Source organism: Streptomyces sp. NPDC020845, from assembly GCF_044334165.1.
GTDB lineage: Bacteria > Actinomycetota > Actinomycetes > Streptomycetales > Streptomycetaceae > Streptomyces.
Genome location: NZ_JBIRSJ010000008.1, coordinates 275,198 through 291,112, shown reverse-complemented (window position 1 = coordinate 291,112; position 15,915 = coordinate 275,198). Strand labels below are relative to the sequence as shown.

Sequence of the window (15,915 nt, the reverse complement as noted above, 5' to 3'; positions counted from 1 at the left end):
AGTATGCATATGGATCTGCCGCTGCCGGCGCGCCCGGCCTCACCTTCCACCCTGCTGCTGGTCGGCTCCGGCTACCGGATCGGCCACGAACACCTGCTGTCCCATCTGGGCACCGCGGCCGATGTGATCCTGCTGGACGCCGCGGAGCCGACCTGGCAGAAGCCGTGGCTGAAGGACTTCGAGACCTACGACCGGGACGAGAACCCGTTCCCGCTGGAGCAGGCGCGGCGCCTGGCCGAGCGCCACGACGTGCGGGCCGTCATCACCTACAACGAACCGGACGTCCTGCTGGCTGCCCAACTCGCCGAGGCCCTGGGGCTTCCAGGCCTCCCGGTCGAGGCGGCGGAGATCAGCCGGGACAAGAAGCGCCAGCGCGAGCTGCTCGCCGACCTCTCGCCGACCACGTCCGTGCTCGTGCACGAGGTCGAGGAGGGGCTGCGGGTCGCCGCACAGATCGGCTACCCGGTGATCGTCAAGCCACGCGGGCTGTCCGGCAGCGCGGGCGTCTGCCGGATCGACAACGCCGAAGACTTCGCCCAGTACTTCCAGGTTGCAGCCGACATCGACAAGAAGGGCATGGCCAGCGATGGACTGCTCGTCGAGGAATACCTGAGCGGTTTGGAGTTCGACGTCGACGTGTGGAGCAGCGGCGGGCGGGCTGAGGTCCTCTACTGGTGCCCCAAGACGTTCGATTACGACCCGCACCCGATCGAGGTGGGCTACGTGTGCGGCGAGGGCGCGCTCGACATCGAGCCGCTCGCCGAGGGCTTCGCCCTGGCCTGCGCCGCCGTGCTGGCCGCCGGGATCGATCGGACGCTGGCCCACGTCGAGGTCAAGATGACGCCCAAGGGACCTCGCATCATCGAGCTCAACGGCCGCCCTGGTGGAGACATGCTGTCCAAGATGGTCCACCTGGCCTTCGGCCTGAGCATGGGTTCGCTGCTGGTGTCCGCTGCCCTCGGCGAGCCGCTGAAGGCGGAGATCGTGCCCAATCGGGCCGCCGGTTTGAAGTTCATCTACCCCGAGCGCCCTCAATTGTTCGAGGGGCTGGCCGAGGCTCCTGAGCTCCGTGCCCAGCCGTGGGTCCACCAGGTCGGGGAGCTACGGCCCAAGGGCACGGTGATCGCGCCCCCGCCGATCGACTTCTGGGGCCGGGCCGGCTGGGTGATTGTCGTCGGAGAGCACGCCGACGAAGCCCGCGAGCGGCTGGCCGAGGCGGGCCGCCGGCTCACCGTCGAGGGACCGTACGTCTGAGCCCGCGGTGCTCCTCGCCACGGCTGGTGGGCGCCCGCGCCTGGGGACGCACTGGAAGGAAGGAGAGGGACGCATGCACAACATCGCGGTATTCGGGGCCGGCTATATCGGCCTGGTCACCGGGGCCTGCCTGGCGCAGCTGGGACACCGGGTCACCGTGCGGGACATCCAGCCGCGGCGCGTCGACGCCCTGCGCCGCGGCGAGGTGCCGATCTATGAGCCGGGCCTGGGGGAGTTGATCGCCGAGAACCGGGAGCGGCTCTGGTTCACCCTCGATGCCCATGAGGCGCTGCGGGCGGCCGAGGTGGCCTTCATCTGCGTGGACACGCCGCCCACGTCGTCCGGCGACGCCGACCTGTCCCGGATCTGGTCCGTCGTCGAGGACTTGCGAGGAGCACCGCGCCTCACCACCTTGGTCATGAAGTCGACCGTGCCGGTGGGGACCGGCGACCAGGTGCGAAGCGCTCTGGACGCCGCAGGCATGGCACACGTCGGGTACGCGTCCAATCCCGAGTTCACAGCCGAGGGCACGGCTGTCCGGGACTTCCTGAAACCGGACCGCATTGTCGTCGGTGCGGCCGACCCGGCGGTGTCCGATCTGGTCGCCGAACTGCACCGGGGCATCGACGGTCCGGTGCAGACAGTGTCGGTGGCTTCCGCGGAAATGGCCAAGATGGCGTCGAACGCCCTGCTCGCCACCAAGATCACGTTCATCAACGAGATCGCCGCTGTATGCGAGGCGACAGGTGCCGACGTGGAGGAAGTGGCGGTGGTCGTCGGCCTGGACCACCGGCTGGGCCCGCACTTCCTGCGGGCCGGCGTCGGCTACGGCGGATCCTGTTTCCCCAAGGACGCTCGAGCGCTGCGAGCGACCGCCTCCAACTACGGGCTGCCGCTACCGCTGCTCGGCGCCGTCATCGAGATCAACGACCTCCAGGCCCGGCGGGCCGTCGCGCGGCTGAAGTCCCAGCTCGGCGGTCTGCGTGGACGTCGGGTCGCGCTGCTCGGGCTGACGTTCAAGCCGGGCACCGATGACATGCGGCAGGCGCCCAGCGCGGTCATCGCGGCCCGGCTGTTGTCCGAGGGAGCCACGGTCACCGGATGGGATCCGATGGCTCCCCAGCTGACCGACAGCCCCTGGAACCTCGTGGAACGCAAGGACAGCGTCCTGGCGGCGGTCGCCGACTGCGACGCCGCTGTGCTCGTCACGGAGTGGCCGGAGCTCAAGGACGTGGACTGGGGCAAGGCCGCCGAGGTGATGGGCGATCCGCTTCTGTTCGACGGGCGCAACCTGCTCGATCCGGCGGAACAGGTGCGGCACGGGTTTACGTATATGAGCGTCGGCCGCCTCACCGTCCGACCGGATTAGCCAGGCGGTGCGGGGAGCCCATCTGTGCTCCCCGCACGTCCGGTGTCAGGACTCCACCGGCGACCGGTGCGAGCTCAGTCGCGAGGCGACGGCGCTCGAGATGGCCCGCTTGGCCCGGCCGACGTCGTCGGACCGCACGATGTCGTTCACCCTCACCAGGTCGCCGCCGGGCTCCAGACCGAGCCTGTCCGAGAACGTCCGACAGGCGTTGCCGAACACCCTTAGCGCCTGGGCACGATGACGAGCCAGGAGAAACGCCAGCATCAGCTGCTGGTGCAGGATCTCGTTGAGCGGATTCCGCGGCAGTTGCTGAGTGAGGAAGCCGATTGCCTCGTGGTATAGGCCGGCGCTGAGCTGTGCCCATGCGGTGAGTTCCACGCATTCGGTGCGCGACTGCCGCAGCCACGAATCGAACGAGCTGAGGATCGGTCCCGAATACACGCCCTCCACCAGGCTGCCCCGGTGCAGGGCGAGCGCCTTGCGCCACGCCCGCGCCGCCCCCTCGTGATCACCGTTGGCCATGCTGAGATGGCCGTCGGCCCGATACCGGCCGAACAGCTGCACATCCAGCTGCTGACCGCGGACAAGCATGGTGTAGCCGGGGAACTGGCTGTCGACGACCCCATTCCCGATCTGGTCCCTCAGCTTGGAGATGTAGACGTAGATGGCATCCCGGGCCCGCCGTGGCGGCTGGTGCCACACCTCGCCGATCAACTCCTCGACGCTGACCACGCGGCCACTCCGGACCAGCAGGGTGGTCAGGATCACTGACAGGTTTCGCGACCGGATCGCGTGGGGGCGACCGTCGACGACGAGGCGGGGTGGACCGAGGATCTCGAAGCGTAAGTCGTGGGTCATGGTTCACGCTCCTCCGGGATCGACGCAGGACCGGGGGTGCGTTCCGGCATGAAGTCTCCTCGGGTCCTCGCCCTGTCGTTGCGGTGGCGCAGGATCCCGTCGACTCCCCGCAAGGCGGTACCGATCGGCACAGGTGTTCTCACCGAAGATGAGCCAGTCCCCGAGGCACCGACACATGGTGTTTACTATCCCGCCTGGCCGATGGCCGGCGCGTTCCCACTCCTCGAAGGATAGTAAATCCGGGAACTTCAATCCTACAGGAGTTACAAGTAACTTGTCGGCATGCTCCAGGGATTCAGCGCCAACATCGCTATTACTCTGGTGGATTGCGCGCTCATTGTTTTCTTCGCTGAACGTATTCATGCCCTCGTTCCTTCGTGCAGCGCTACTCAGGAGAGGTTGTCCTCTAGCTGAAGGTCCGGGCCCAGGCCGGACGGGGGATGCCAACAACAGGTCGGGGAACACGCGCGGGCCGCCGACCTCGAGGGAGAAGCTGCCGCCGGCGACGACCGCCACGCGACGGCCCGGCAGACTCTCCAGCGCGTCGCGCGGCACGCGGCCCACTCGGTCGCACCGGTCCGCCGAGGGGCGCGGTGCCACCATGCCGTTGAGATGGACGGGGACGACGGGCACCCGGTGCTTGTTGAGGAAGTGCATCGGCACCACCACCGAGTGGTCCACCGAGTGCCTGACGGCCGCCGGGTCGAAGTCCCGGCCGACCAGGCCCCGGTGCGGTACCGCCCCGACGTCCCCGGCCGGCTCGTACGACGTCGGGGCGCCCCCGGCACGTCGTCGTTGGGGCCGATGGCGCTGTCGCCGGTGGCGACGGCGAGGGTGGGCCACGGATCGGGCGTGAAGGTGTTGATGTGGTCGCAGGTCAGGACGGTGAACACCTCGGCACCCGCCCGCGCGAGGACCTCGTCGGCGGCCGCGTAGCGGCGTGCCACCTCGGCCCCCGCCACCGTGTCACCGTTCGCCGGCGACGGGAACACCGGCGTGTGCGGAACCCCGGCGACGGCGACGATCTCCGCCACCGGTGGTCACCCGCGCACGGCGACGGACGCCACCAGGCCGGCGCCGGTGGCCGCTCCGGGGCCCGGCGCGGACGCCGTGTCCACCCGGCGGGCCGAGCGGTACAGTTCGTCCAGGAGCCGCAGCGTGTGCAGGCCCTCCTCCCCGCTCGCGGCCATCACGTGGCCGTCGCGTACGGCGCCGGCGAAGTCGGCGATCTGCCGCCGGTGCGAGATGCCGTAGTAGCCGATGCCGACGGGCGCCGGCTCCACCTCCCGGTCGATGACGGCCCGAGCGGCGGCCCGCAGGGCGTCGCCGCCCTCGGCCAGGTGCAGCGTTCCGGGGTGGTCGAGGTCGAACAGCACCGAGCCCTCGGTGCCGATCAGTTCGATCCGCGTCCGCCAGGTGATGCTGCTCGCCACGGTGACGTGGTACGTCAGCAGCGCGCCTCCCGGCGCGCGGAGCACGGCGGCGAGGGTGTCCTCGGTCTCCATGCCCCCGCGCGGTGCCGTACGGCCGGCGGCCGCGCCGGCGACGGTGAGACCGCCGCACAGCCAGCGGGCCACGTCGAGGGCGTGATAGCCCTGGTTGACCAGGGCGGACCCGCCCTCGCCCGCCCATGTGCCGCGCCAATAGCTCTGGGCGTAGTAGTCCGCGTCGCGCCCGCACTGCAGGCTGACCGTGCCGGAGACGAGGTGCCCCAGCAGCCCCGCGGCGATCCAGTCCCGGACGGCGGTCACGACCGGGTCGTACCGGTGCTGTGACACGACCGACAGCACGCGTCCGGTGCGCTTCGCGAGCGCGTGCAGGGCGGCGCCGTCCTCGGGGTCGAGCGCCAGTGGCTTCTCGACCAGGACGTGCTTCCCGGCCTCGAGAGCGGCGGTGGCCAGCGCGGCGTGCTGAGCGTGGTCGACGGCGATGGAGACGCTGTCCACCGCCGGGTCGTCCAGCACGATCCGCGGGTCGGAGGTCGTTCGGGGGACGCCGTGCTCGCGCGCCAGGCTCTGCGCGCGCGTGAGGTCCCGGTCGCACGCCCAGCGGATCTCGGCGTCCGGCAGGGCGGAAAATCCGTCGACGTGGTTGGGGGCGACGCGTCCGCACCCCACGATGGCATGGACAAGGGGTTTCACCTGGAACTCCTTCATGCTCGGGTTCCCGCCGGTGACGGCGCGAAGAATCGCCGCACGTACGGGTTCGCACCTCAGTAAATGTGAAGCGATTTCACCGTGTCAATGCGCAGAATGCCTTCACCGAGGGTTAATGACCGGTCAGTGACCGACTTTGTTGACAGTAATCTTGACGAGCAGTCAATAAACTGTCTACGGTTGCCTCGCCCGGCGCTGCCACGAGGAGGTATCGCATGCATCCGCCCAGCGCGCACGCGCCGGTCGGCACATACGCCGACCGCACCTCACCCGACCACCGCCCCCCAGGGGACACGGCACACGACCCCGACGAGCTCGCCCGGCGCGCCCGGCGGCGGATCGTCGAGCTGGCCGCACGCAAGGCGATCCACCTCGGCGCCGCCCTGTCGATGACCGATCTGCTGACCGTTCTCTACACCCGCGCCCTGCGCTACCGCACGGACCTGCCCGACTGGCCCGATCGAGACCTGCTCGTCCTCAGCAAGGGCCACGGCGCGTACGGCCTGTACGCGATCCTCACCGAACTGGACGTACTCCACGATGACTTGGTCACCCCGCCGGGCCACCTGTCCGACCATCCCCGGTGTCGAGGCCGCCACCGGTGCCCTCGGACACGGGCTCTCCCTCGGCTGTGGCCTGGCCCTCGGCGCCCGCATCGCGGGCCGGGACCAGCGGTCACTGCTCCCCGTGCCCGCAGGGATGAGTCCGCTGCATGACGCTGTCCGGCAGGAGCCGATTGCGGAACTGTCCCGCTTCCGGGGGGAGTTCCATTCCTGCCTGACCAGGCGTGCGGACGCGCTGTTCGAGTTGGCAGACGCCGTGCTGTGTGCGGACGGCCCGGTCCGTTCCCTGGTGGAACTGTCGCTGGTGGGCGAGCACCGTCGTGGACACGGCGGGCTCTACGACGCCCCGGCCGTGGGCCGGGTGGACATCGCCCGGCTGCGGTGGGTGCCGATATCACCTGCTGGCTGTGGCCTGACGCCCGCACCTCACCGCGGCGGATCTTGTGCCGTACCTACGGACGCGGCAAGGCCCAGCACATCCCCGTCCCCGGCTGGCCTACCCGGTGATCTGCGCGCTGGAATCCGGCCGCGGTTCGGAGCGCTCGGACCGTGTCCTGCGACGGACGGCCCCGCCCCGCACTCCGGGCACCATGGGCCGCCCGCCCCGCCACGCGGGCGAGTTCGTCTTCAGTGACCCGGCCACCGGGAACACCCCTGATGCGGCGACCGTGACGCAGACCCGTCTGTATGGAACGGCCACCGCCCGGGTCGGCGCTGCCGGCTTCGACGTCGAGTCGATCACGCCGTTCTTCGACGGCTTCACCCACGGGAGCCTGCTGGTGGCCAAGCGCAGCTGAAGCGCGGCCGGGAGGAATCCGGACCAGTTGTGGCGATGTCCGACACCGGTACCGCTCGATCACCACAAATGCCCACGTCGCGAGGTCGTATCTCGATGTCGGCCCGGGCAGCCGGTATTTCCCCGACCGGTGTCGTTTCCCGATCCCGTCGTCGGCGGTGACGCTGTTTGACGCGCCGACGGTGCGTCCCGGGCCGGACGTCACTGACCGAAGGTGCGGCACGCCGGGACCGTCGACGCCGAGGTCGTCGGCTATACCGGCTCCTCGGCGCGACCGCGCGCCCTGGGCCGGCACGCGCGGCCAGGATGTGATGGGCCTCTCTCGGGCGGTCAGGGCGTGTGAGGGCCCCGCTGGGCACTGACGTACGTCGCTAAACTGCTGGTGGTCACAGCACACTGAGCGCAGGGAGATTCGGATGTCGGCACACGACCCCCCTGTCCCCGCTCATGCAGACAGGGCGAGTGAGCCGACCACCGCGCCGGTCCGGCAAGCCCTGTCCGACAGTGTCTACGAGGACATCAAGGCCAGGATCATGGACCATGAGATCGCCCCGGGGGCGCGCGTCGGTATCGAGGCCATGGCCAGTGCTCTCGACGTCTCGCCGACTCCCGTACGTGAGGCTCTCGCCCGGCTGGAGTCCGACGGTCTCGTGGTCAAACGGTCCCTGTCTGGATACCGTGCGACCGAGTTGCTGACGCGGCAGGGCGTGGAGGAGCTGTTCGAAATGCGCTTGCTCCTGGAGCCGCACGCCGCGGCGCTCGCCGCCCGCAACGCGGACGAGGGTCAGCTCGACGCCATCGAAGCGACGCTGGAGGCCATGCTGGTCCACCCGACGGGCCCCGGCGGGCCGTACGCCTCCTATCGCGACTTCGCTGCACTGGACCAGCGCTTCCACGATGCCGTCGCGGAAGCCACCCACCGGCCGCTGCTCGCTGACGCGGTGGAGCGGCTCCACTCTCACCTGCACATTTTCCGCCTCAGCAGCAACCAGGACGCAGGCGACCCCACCCTGGCCGAGCACGAGCGCGTGGTGCGGGCGATTCTGCGCCGTCGGCCCGAACGGGCCGCCGAGGCGATGGCCGATCACCTCACGCGCAGCCTGGAGCGCCAGCTGACCCGGTTCGAGGGGGAGTGACCGGATCAGCCGGCGCTCTGGTGCGGGATCAGCCCGCGTGCGTCCCGGTCATCCGGTAGGCGCGCCGGGCGGTGCCCTCCCACACCTCGGCCTGCCCGGCCGGGGCGAGGTCCACGGTGAGAGCCTGGGCGGAGTGCACGACCTCGCCATAGCTCGCGGCGAGGGTGCACACCGGCCAGTCCGAGCTGAACATCTGGCGCCGGGGACCGAAGGCGTCGATCACGGTGTCCGCGCACGGTCTCAGGTCGTCGACGGTCCACGACGTCCTCAGCCGGGGTACGGCGGCGGCCGCCCGCGCCGCCGCGGGCAGTTGGTGCGGCAGGACAACCAGGTCGTAGACGAGCCCCGCCGAGGCGACCGCGCGCAGGCCGCGCAGGACATCCGGCCGAGTCAGCCAGTCGGGGTCGGGCTCCGCCTGGACCTGGTGGCGGATGTCACGCAGGTATCCCCGCCGGGCAGGGACCGCAGCGCCTCCAGGACGCCGGCGACGTGCGGGGCCGTGAGGCCGGCCCACCCCACGACCGCGGCGCCACCGAAGCCGAGGGCGGTGACGAGGACACCGCTGGGTCCGGGGATCCGCAGCGGCAGCCCGGCGGGCCCGGTCCCGTTCGCGTCCATGGCCATCACTGCCCCTTCGGCCGCAGCCGCAGGCCCTGCATTCCGCCGTCCACCGCGAGCGCGGTGCCGGTGACGCCGGCCGCGGCCGGACTCGCCAGGTACGCGATGGCGGCGGCCACCTCCTCCGCGGTGACCAGACGGCCCATGGGCTGGCGGGCGTTGAGCGCCGCCCGTTCGGCCTCCGGGTCGGATGCCCGGTCCAGGAGTCGGCCCACCCAGGGGGTGTCCGCGGTACCCGGGTTGACGCAGTTGACGCGGATGCCATCGTGGACGTGGTCCGCCGCCATGGCCAGGGTCAGGGCCTGTACCGCGCCCTTGCTCGCGCTGTACAGGGCACGCTGCGGAAGCCCGGCCGTGGCAGCGATCGAGCAGGTGTTGACGACGGCCCGGTGCGCGGAGGCGCGCAGCAGGGGCAGCGCGGCCCGGGTGGTGCGGACCATGCCGAGTACGTTCACGTCCAGGACGCGGTACCACTCGGCGTCATCGTTGTCCTCGACGGTGCCCACGGCGCCGATGCCCGCGTTGTTGACCAGGATGTCGATGCCGCCGAGGTCACCGGCCGCGGCGGCGACAGCGGACCGCACCGCGGTGTCGTCCGACACGTCGGCGGCGTACCCGCGCAGCGGCTTGCCGACGGGGGATGGGTCGAGGTCCAGGACGGCGACGTCGGCGCCGCGCTGGACCATCAGCTCCGCGGTGGCGCGGCCGATGCCGCAGGCGCCACCCGTCACCAGTGCCTTGAGCCCGTTCAGTTCGCTCATGCGTGGGTGCCCCTCGTCGTGTTCGGCCGTGCCCCGTCCAGCTCCCGTGAGGTGGGGAACCGGATGTCGATGACGTCGACGCCCGTGATGCGGGCCGTGTTCTGGTTGCTCATCGGTTCATGCGTCAGCACTTTCACGTGTTCTCCCTGCGGTCGCGGTAAGTAAGTACGGGCTCCTACCGCGTGGTGGTTGTGCGGTGAGCCGCCACCATGCCTGGGTGGCCGGGTTCTCGGCCATGGCGGCCAGGTCGGCCGCGAGGTCGTCACCGTGGTACTCGAAGCAGGCGAACAGCCGGTCGCCGAGGAGGCGGATCGAGTAGTTGGCGATGTGGGAGCGCCGCAGCCGGTCGAGGACCGGTTCGGGTACGTCGCGGTGCAGCGCCCGGTACTCCTCCACCTTTTCGGGGAGGACTTGGAAGACCTGGGCAAGCCGCTTCATGTGGCGGAGCCCTTCGCGATCACGGTCGAGGCGGCACGGTCGAGGCGGCACGGTCGTGGATCATCCGGATGATCTTCCCGCTCATGCGGTCGTAGTCGTGGTCGTTGTCCACCTTCCCGCGGACGCGGTGGTCGGCCATGACCACCACCCGGTCGGCGAGGGTGATCATCTCGGTCAGGTCGCTGCTGATGAGCAGGATCGGCAGGCCGTCGCGGGCGAGCTCCCAGATCAGCTCGTGGAAGGCATGCTTGGCCCGCACGTCCACACCGACGGTCGGTTCGTCGACGACCAGCAGCCGGGTATCGGCCGCGAGCCACTTCGCCAGGCTCACCTTCTGCTGGTTGCCGCCGGACAGTTCACCTGCGTTCTGCTGCAACCCGGAGACACGTATTCCGAGACGGTCGACGTGGTCCTGTGCGACCTTCCTTTCCCGGCGTGGGGAGATGTCGCCGAGGAACCGGCCGAGTGTGTTCCACACCGTCACGGTGATGTTCCGGACGATGGGCTGCTCCAGGAAGACGCCTTCCTCTTTGCGGTTTTCTGTCAGATAGCCGATGCCGTAGGTGTGCAGGGCCTCCCGCGGGGAGCTGATCCGCGCGGGTCGGCCGTACACGCGGATCTCGCCGGCCGTGATCCGGTCGAGGCCGAGGACGGCCTTGACCAGTTCGCTGCGGCCGGCGCCGACCAGACCGTACAAGCCGACGATCTCGCCGGGCCGGACGTCGAGCGAGACGTCCTGGTGTCCGGCCGCCGTGCACAGTCCCGACAGGGACAGGGCCGGTTGTACGGAGGTGTCCACCGCGCGCGGCGTCAGGTCCGTCACCGAGTGGGCTCGGCCGACCATGAGGGTGACCACCTCGTCCTGGGCGTACTCGGCGAGGGGGGCCGACTCGAGCACCGGTCGGCCGTCGCGCAGGACGGTGACGGTGTCGCAGATCGCGAAGACCTCCTCCAGCTTGTGGCTGACGAACACCACACAGGTCCCGCGCTCCTTGAGCCGGCGTACGACGTCGAAGAGGCGCTCCGCTTCCCCGGGGGAGAGCGACGCGGTGGGCTCATCAAGAAGCAGCACCTGGCTGTCGGTGTACAGGGCCTTGGCGATTTCCACCAACTGCTGCATGGCCACGGACAGTTCGCGTACCGGTCGGTGCGGGTCGAGGTCCAGGCCGAGTTCGGCCAGGCAGCGCTGGGCGAGGGCGGTCATTGCCTCCCGATCGACCAGTCCCCGGTGCGAGGGCGGGTTCTGGAGCGTGATGTTCTCGGCCACGGAGAAGCCGGGGATCAGGTTGCGCTCCTGGTGGACCACGCCGATGCCGGCCCGGGTGGCCTCCAGCGGGGAGCGCAGGTGGATCTCCTCGCCGTGACGGAGCAGTCTGCCGCCGTCGGGCGGGTGCACCCCGGTGATCATTTTGATCAGCGTGGACTTGCCCGCGCCGTTCTCCCCGAGCAGGGCGTGCACAGTACCGGCGGTCAGGGTCAGGCTCACGCCGTCGAGGGCGCGTACTCCGGGGAAGACCTTGACGATGTTCTCGCATTCCAGCAGAACGTGGCCGCTCATCGGGCGCCTCCCGTGCTCGGCGGGACCGCGGCCGGCGGCGTGTCGCTTTCCGGTGGCGCGGGTGGTGTGCGTCCGGGTGCCCTGCCCTTCTTCTCGAGGTGGGTCTGGTGGATGCGGCCACCGACGACGGTGCCGAGGACCACCAGGCCGATGAGGAAGTTCACCCAGCTCGGGTCGAGGGAGAACTGGGCCCGCGCGGTGTCGATGAGCCGCATCACGAAAGCGGCCAGCACGGTGCCGAGCACCGCGACCGAGCCACCGGTGAGCGCGACGCCGCCGATGATGGGAGCGGCGAAACTGGGGAGCAGCCAGTCTCCGCCGACGCTGCGGTTGACGCCGGGCAGAGAGGCGGTGGCGATCAGCGCGGCGAGGCCGACGAGCAGGCCGGACAAGGTGTGGGCGAGCACGATCTGCCGGTCGGTGGAGATGCCGGACAGGCGGGCCGCGAGCGGGTTGCCGCCGGCGGCCAGCAGCCGTCGGCCGGCGATGGTGCGGTACATGAAGGCGGCGAGCAGCGTGGCCGCGGCGAGAGCGGTGACGAAGACGAGGGGGATGTTCAGCGGCGCTGCGTGGCCGAAGTCGCGGAGCGTCGTCGAGTAGCCGTCGATGGTGCGGGTGCCGGAGAGCCGGTACTGCGCGCCCACCAGGATCGTCATCGTGCCGAGGGTGACGATGAAGCCGTTGATGCGGGTGGCGACGATGAACACGCCGGTGAGCAGCCCGATCAGGGTGGCGGTGAGGACGCCGGTCAGCACGGCGAGGCCGGCGGGCACTCCTTGGTCGGCCATCAGTACACCCATCAGGCAGGCGGTGAACCCGCCCAGCGCGCCGACGGCGAGATTGAGCTGCCCGACGCACAGAGCCACCATCTGGGCCAGGCCGATGAGGACGGGTGTGGCGAGGTACTGGAGGAACGTGCGGAGGGAGGAGCCTTCGAAGAAGGAACCGGAGGAGGCGATGCCGAGGCCCACGTAACCGACGACGACCACGCACAGCAGGGTCGTCGTGGTGGACCCGGTGTAGCGCCGCAGGGCCGGGAGGGCCAGGGCCTGTTTGTCGCGGAGCGTCGTCATGTGGAGCGCACCACCTTGCGATAGGACACGACGGTGCGCACCCGGTCCGCGGACAGGGCCAACAGGAGCACGCAGCCGAGGTAGATATTGAGGCTTTCGAGACCGACGCTGAGCAGGTCGAGCCCCTTGCGGATGACGCCGACGAGGGAGGTGCCGAGCAGGGCTCCGATGACGGAGACGACACCACCGGTGAGGAGGGTCCCGCCGAGGACGGCGCCGAGGAACGAGGGGAGCATGAAGTCGTCGCCGATGGAGGCGCGGAACGTGCCGGTGCCGACGGCGGCCATGAAGCCGGCGAGGGCCGCGAGCAGCCCGGACAGCGCGTGGGCCAGGATGATCCGGCGGCCGGTGGGGATACCCGACAGCTCGGCGGCGGCGGGGTTGGCGCCGGTCAGCAGTAGTTCCCGGCCCAAGCGGGTGCGGGCGTAGAGGAAGCCGAGGCCGACCAGGGCGAGCACGGTGAACTGGGCCAGCTGCGGGATGGCGGGTGAGCCGCAGATCGGGCCGGCGCAGATGTCCGCGAGCGAGTAGGAACGCAGCTCCGCGAGCCCGTCGGGCCGGGTGGTGAACGCGGCGTTCTCGGTGAGGGCCGAGTAGAGCAGGGACACCAGACCCAGCAGGGCGAAATCCATGGCCAGCGTCACGACGAACGAGTTCACGCCGGTGCGGGCGATGATCCAGCCGGTGAGGGCCCCGATGGCTCCCCCGGCGACGAGGCACAGCACGAGGCCGAGCGGCAGCGGCAGTGCGAGCCGGTCGTAGCCGAACCCTGCGAACAAGGCACCGAAGGCGGCCATGCGTCCCACGGCGAGGTTCATGTGTCCGATGGACAGGACGACCATCTGCGCGAGTGCCACCACGGTGAGCGTCGAGATGTCCCTCAGGAGGGGAAAAAGCACCAGCCGCTCGTCGAAGAAGGCGGGGCGCGCCACACCGAACAGGGCGGCGAGCGCGACGACGAGCACGAGCAGGCCGAGCCGCTGATTGACCCAGAACGGGAGCCGGTGGGCCGCGCGGGCCCGCTCGGAAGGACGGTCGGTCTCGCCGTCGGTGGGTGTGACCGCCGTCTTCATGAGACCCTCCGGTCGTCGATGGCGTCCATGTCCCAGTCGATGCCGATGCCGGGCTCGTCCGGCGCCACGGCGAGGCCGTTGTGCAGGGCCATCTCGGTGCGGGTCACGGCGCGCAGCTGCGGGATGTACTCGACGAACACGCCGTTGGGCACCGCGGCGACCAGGCTGACGTGCAGTTCCATCAGGAAGTGCGGACAGACCCCGACGTTGAAGGTCTCCGCGAGGTGAGCGACCTTCAGCCACGGGGTGATGCCGCCGACACGGGCGACGTCCACTTGCACGATGGAGGCGCCGCCGGCCTCCAGGTAACTGCGGAACTGCATGGGCGCGTACAGGGACTCGCCGACGGCGATCGGGATCCGGGTCGAGCGGGCCAGCCGGGCATGGCCGCTGATGTCGTCGGAGGGCAGGGGCTCCTCGAGCCAGTACGGGCCGTACGGTTCGAGGGCTGCGGCGAGTTGCACGGCGGAGGACAGCGACTGGGACTGGTTGGCGTCCGTCATGATGTGCAGCCCGGGGCCGACAGCGTCACGGACGGCGCGCAACCGCTCCGCGTCCTCGGCGACGTGCGGCTTGCCCACCTTGATCTTGACCCCGGAGAACCCGGCGTCTCTGGCCGCGAGCGCGGACTTGACCAGGTCCTCAGTGCCGAGGTGCAGCCAGCCGCCCTCGGTGTCGTAGACCGGGATCTCCTGGCGGTGCCCGCCCGCCAGCCGCCACAGCGGTTCTGAGGCGCGCTTGCAGCGCAGGTCCCACAGGGCGGTGTCCACGGCGGCGAGCGCCAGTGAGGTGATGGCGCCGGTGGTCGTGGCTCGGGTGTGGGCGAACAGGGACTGCCAGAGGCCTTCGACGTTGCGGGCGTCCTTGCCGGTGATCAAGGGCAGCAGGTGCTCCCGGAGCAGCGCCACCACCGAACTGCCGCCGGTACCGATCGTGTAGGCGTAGCCGGTACCCACCAGGCCATCGGCCGTGGTGATGGTGACGAGGACGGTCTCCTGTTTGACGAACGACTGCACGGCGTCGGTGCGGTCGGTCTCCACGGCGATGTCGGCCAGCAGGGCCGTCGCGTTGGTGATGAGCATGCGCGTACTGACTTTCTGTGTCGGAGGCCCGGCGGTCAGCCGCAGGTGAGGAACTCGTCGGCGAACTGCTTCTTCAGTTCCGCCGTCTTGGCTTTGCGTGCGTCGTCGTAGTCGGAGACGTTGTCCTTCGTGACGATGAAGGAGCCGGAGTCGACGATCTTGCCGGGATCCTTCATGGTGCACTGCTTCGTCTGCAGCAGGGCGAGCGCCCAGACGCCGATCTCCGCCTGACCGACCGGGTTCTGCACGACGGTGGCACTGACGGAGCCGTTCTTGATCGACGAGAGGATCTTGGCGTCGTCGTCGACGGCCACGACCTTGGCCTTGGAGCCGGACTCCCGCACGGCCTCGGCGGCGGCGACCGCCGGGTTGTATGCGGTGGAGACGATGCCCGCGATCTGCGCACCCTTGGCGGCGAGCAGGTCGGACACGGCCTTCTGGGCGGTCTGAAGATCCTTGTCGATGTCGGTGATGGTCTGCAGCAGCGTGACCTTGCCGCCGGTCTCCTTCACCGCCTTCTCCACCCCCCGCCTGCGCAGCTGGGTGTTGGCGTCCACGTTGTTGCCGGTCAGATGGACGAGGGCGCCCTTGCCGTGCATGGCTGCGATGGCGGCCTTCGCGGCCTTGTACGCGGCCAGTTCGACGTCCGTGGAGAGGCAGAAGTCCGCCTCGTTCGTGTCGCCGGCCGGACAGGAGGCCAGGGACGCGACGGCGAAGCCCTGGGATTTGAGGTCGGTGAAGGTGGTGTTGATGTCGGTCGGGGAGACGCCGAAGATGCCGAAGGCGTTGTAGCCGCGGGCGGCGAGCGTCGAGACCAGGTTGTTCTGCTTCTGCTGGTCCCACTCGGCGGTCTCGTCGAAGGTGACGTCGCCCAGGCCCAGCGTTTTCTCGGCCTTCTCGCCGGCCTGCTTCCAGGGCTGGAAGTAGGGGTGGGCGCCGCCCGGTACGAGCGCGACCTTGGTCGCGGAGCCGTCGGCCAGCTCGGCCGTCCCGCCGCCGGTCTTCCCGGAAGCGGCGCTCGCGACGCCCGGCTCGTCCGAGTTCTTGATGGTGCAGGCCGATGAGGCGGCGACCAGGACTACGAGGGTGACGGCGGCTGTCATGGCGGTGCTGCGACGGCTCATGATGATGCCCCGAATCAAATAGGATTTTGTTGCCGTGATGCTCGGGGAGCACCCCG

Annotated in this window: 14 protein-coding genes and 2 pseudogenes; 5 read left to right on the top strand and 11 right to left on the bottom strand. The window is 69.9% G+C overall.

Features of this window, described 5'->3' with window-relative positions:
• Positions 1-9 precede the first annotated feature (9 nt).
• Positions 10-1,254, top strand: coding sequence for an ATP-grasp domain-containing protein (locus ACH4U7_RS22320; protein WP_398529603.1), 1,245 nt, complete (start codon positions 10-12; stop codon positions 1,252-1,254).
• 73 nt (positions 1,255-1,327) lie between these two features.
• Complete coding sequence (locus tag ACH4U7_RS22315) at positions 1,328-2,623, top strand: UDP-glucose dehydrogenase family protein (RefSeq protein WP_398529602.1); 1,296 nt, start codon at positions 1,328-1,330, stop codon at positions 2,621-2,623.
• Between the two features lie 45 nt (positions 2,624-2,668).
• Here the strand turns inward: ACH4U7_RS22315 and ACH4U7_RS22310 are convergent, their stop codons facing one another.
• The 3 genes from ACH4U7_RS22310 to ACH4U7_RS22300 all read right to left on the bottom strand — a co-directional run bounded on the left by ACH4U7_RS22310 (position 2,669) and on the right by ACH4U7_RS22300 (position 5,622).
• Positions 2,669-3,481, bottom strand: coding sequence for a BTAD domain-containing putative transcriptional regulator (locus ACH4U7_RS22310; RefSeq protein ID WP_398529601.1), 813 nt, complete (start codon positions 3,479-3,481; stop codon positions 2,669-2,671).
• Between the two features lie 3 nt (positions 3,482-3,484).
• A complete protein-coding gene (locus tag ACH4U7_RS22305) occupies positions 3,485-4,324 on the bottom strand; it encodes a hypothetical protein (RefSeq protein WP_398529600.1) in 840 nt (279 codons plus the stop codon).
• Between the two features lie 197 nt (positions 4,325-4,521).
• Positions 4,522-5,622 (bottom strand): Gfo/Idh/MocA family protein, encoded by a 1,101-nt coding sequence (locus ACH4U7_RS22300; protein WP_398529599.1) that lies wholly within the window; start codon positions 5,620-5,622, stop codon positions 4,522-4,524.
• A 230-nt stretch (positions 5,623-5,852) separates the two neighbouring features.
• Here ACH4U7_RS22300 and ACH4U7_RS22295 point away from each other — a divergent pair, with 230 nt between their 5' ends.
• From ACH4U7_RS22295 to ACH4U7_RS22285, 3 genes and pseudogenes are all read left to right on the top strand, one after another.
• Complete coding sequence (locus ACH4U7_RS22295) at positions 5,853-6,353, top strand: hypothetical protein (protein ID WP_398529598.1); 501 nt, start codon at positions 5,853-5,855, stop codon at positions 6,351-6,353.
• Positions 6,337-6,907: pseudogene (locus ACH4U7_RS22290) on the top strand (transposase); the annotation flags it as partial. The gene ACH4U7_RS22295 and the pseudogene ACH4U7_RS22290, both read left to right, overlap by 17 nt.
• 505 nt (positions 6,908-7,412) lie before the next feature.
• Entirely contained in the window at positions 7,413-8,132 is a 720-nt protein-coding gene (locus tag ACH4U7_RS22285) for a GntR family transcriptional regulator (RefSeq protein ID WP_398529597.1), read from the top strand.
• 28 nt (positions 8,133-8,160) lie between these two features.
• Here ACH4U7_RS22285 and ACH4U7_RS22280 read toward each other — a convergent pair.
• The 8 genes and pseudogenes from ACH4U7_RS22280 to ACH4U7_RS22245 all read right to left on the bottom strand — a co-directional run.
• Positions 8,161-8,660, bottom strand: a pseudogene (locus tag ACH4U7_RS22280) (amidohydrolase family protein); the annotation flags it as partial.
• Between the two features lie 95 nt (positions 8,661-8,755).
• Complete coding sequence (locus tag ACH4U7_RS22275) at positions 8,756-9,511, bottom strand: SDR family NAD(P)-dependent oxidoreductase (protein WP_398529596.1); 756 nt, start codon at positions 9,509-9,511, stop codon at positions 8,756-8,758.
• Positions 9,512-9,628: 117 nt separating this feature from the next.
• Positions 9,629-9,949, bottom strand: coding sequence for an L-rhamnose mutarotase (locus ACH4U7_RS22270; protein ID WP_398529595.1), 321 nt, complete (start codon positions 9,947-9,949; stop codon positions 9,629-9,631).
• A gap of 19 nt (positions 9,950-9,968) precedes the next feature.
• A complete protein-coding gene (locus ACH4U7_RS22265) occupies positions 9,969-11,507 on the bottom strand; it encodes a sugar ABC transporter ATP-binding protein (RefSeq protein ID WP_398529594.1) in 1,539 nt (512 codons plus the stop codon).
• Positions 11,504-12,580 (bottom strand): ABC transporter permease, encoded by a 1,077-nt coding sequence (locus ACH4U7_RS22260; RefSeq protein WP_398529593.1) that lies wholly within the window; start codon positions 12,578-12,580, stop codon positions 11,504-11,506. The genes ACH4U7_RS22265 and ACH4U7_RS22260 overlap by 4 nt, the downstream gene beginning before the upstream one ends.
• Positions 12,577-13,653, bottom strand: coding sequence for an ABC transporter permease (locus ACH4U7_RS22255; protein ID WP_398529592.1), 1,077 nt, complete (start codon positions 13,651-13,653; stop codon positions 12,577-12,579). Before ACH4U7_RS22255 ends, ACH4U7_RS22260 begins: the two co-directional genes overlap by 4 nt.
• Positions 13,650-14,735: a mandelate racemase/muconate lactonizing enzyme family protein gene (locus ACH4U7_RS22250; protein WP_398529591.1), complete on the bottom strand. Its 1,086-nt coding sequence runs from the start codon at positions 14,733-14,735 to the stop codon at positions 13,650-13,652. Before ACH4U7_RS22250 ends, ACH4U7_RS22255 begins: the two co-directional genes overlap by 4 nt.
• A 35-nt stretch (positions 14,736-14,770) precedes the next feature.
• Positions 14,771-15,859: a sugar ABC transporter substrate-binding protein gene (locus ACH4U7_RS22245; protein ID WP_398529590.1), complete on the bottom strand. Its 1,089-nt coding sequence runs from the start codon at positions 15,857-15,859 to the stop codon at positions 14,771-14,773.
• Positions 15,860-15,915 lie beyond the last annotated feature (56 nt).

Excerpts from the sequence above, each read along its gene's own strand:
- ACH4U7_RS22315 (WP_398529602.1), top strand. The coding sequence starts at position 1,328 with ATGCACAACATCGCGGTATTCGGGGCCGGCTATATCGGCCTGGTCACC.
- ACH4U7_RS22250 (WP_398529591.1), bottom strand. The coding sequence starts at position 14,735 with ATGCTCATCACCAACGCGACGGCCCTGCTGGCCGACATCGCCGTGGAG.
- ACH4U7_RS22260 (WP_398529593.1), bottom strand. The coding sequence starts at position 12,580 with ATGACGACGCTCCGCGACAAACAGGCCCTGGCCCTCCCGGCCCTGCGG.
- ACH4U7_RS22285 (WP_398529597.1), top strand. The coding sequence starts at position 7,413 with ATGTCGGCACACGACCCCCCTGTCCCCGCTCATGCAGACAGGGCGAGT.
- ACH4U7_RS22310 (WP_398529601.1), bottom strand. The coding sequence starts at position 3,481 with ATGACCCACGACTTACGCTTCGAGATCCTCGGTCCACCCCGCCTCGTC.
- ACH4U7_RS22255 (WP_398529592.1), bottom strand. The coding sequence starts at position 13,653 with ATGAAGACGGCGGTCACACCCACCGACGGCGAGACCGACCGTCCTTCC.
- ACH4U7_RS22270 (WP_398529595.1), bottom strand. The coding sequence starts at position 9,949 with ATGAAGCGGCTTGCCCAGGTCTTCCAAGTCCTCCCCGAAAAGGTGGAG.
- ACH4U7_RS22245 (WP_398529590.1), bottom strand. The coding sequence starts at position 15,859 with ATGAGCCGTCGCAGCACCGCCATGACAGCCGCCGTCACCCTCGTAGTC.
- ACH4U7_RS22320 (WP_398529603.1), top strand. The coding sequence starts at position 10 with ATGGATCTGCCGCTGCCGGCGCGCCCGGCCTCACCTTCCACCCTGCTG.
- ACH4U7_RS22275 (WP_398529596.1), bottom strand. The coding sequence starts at position 9,511 with ATGAGCGAACTGAACGGGCTCAAGGCACTGGTGACGGGTGGCGCCTGC.
- ACH4U7_RS22265 (WP_398529594.1), bottom strand. The coding sequence starts at position 11,507 with ATGAGCGGCCACGTTCTGCTGGAATGCGAGAACATCGTCAAGGTCTTC.
- ACH4U7_RS22295 (WP_398529598.1), top strand. The coding sequence starts at position 5,853 with ATGCATCCGCCCAGCGCGCACGCGCCGGTCGGCACATACGCCGACCGC.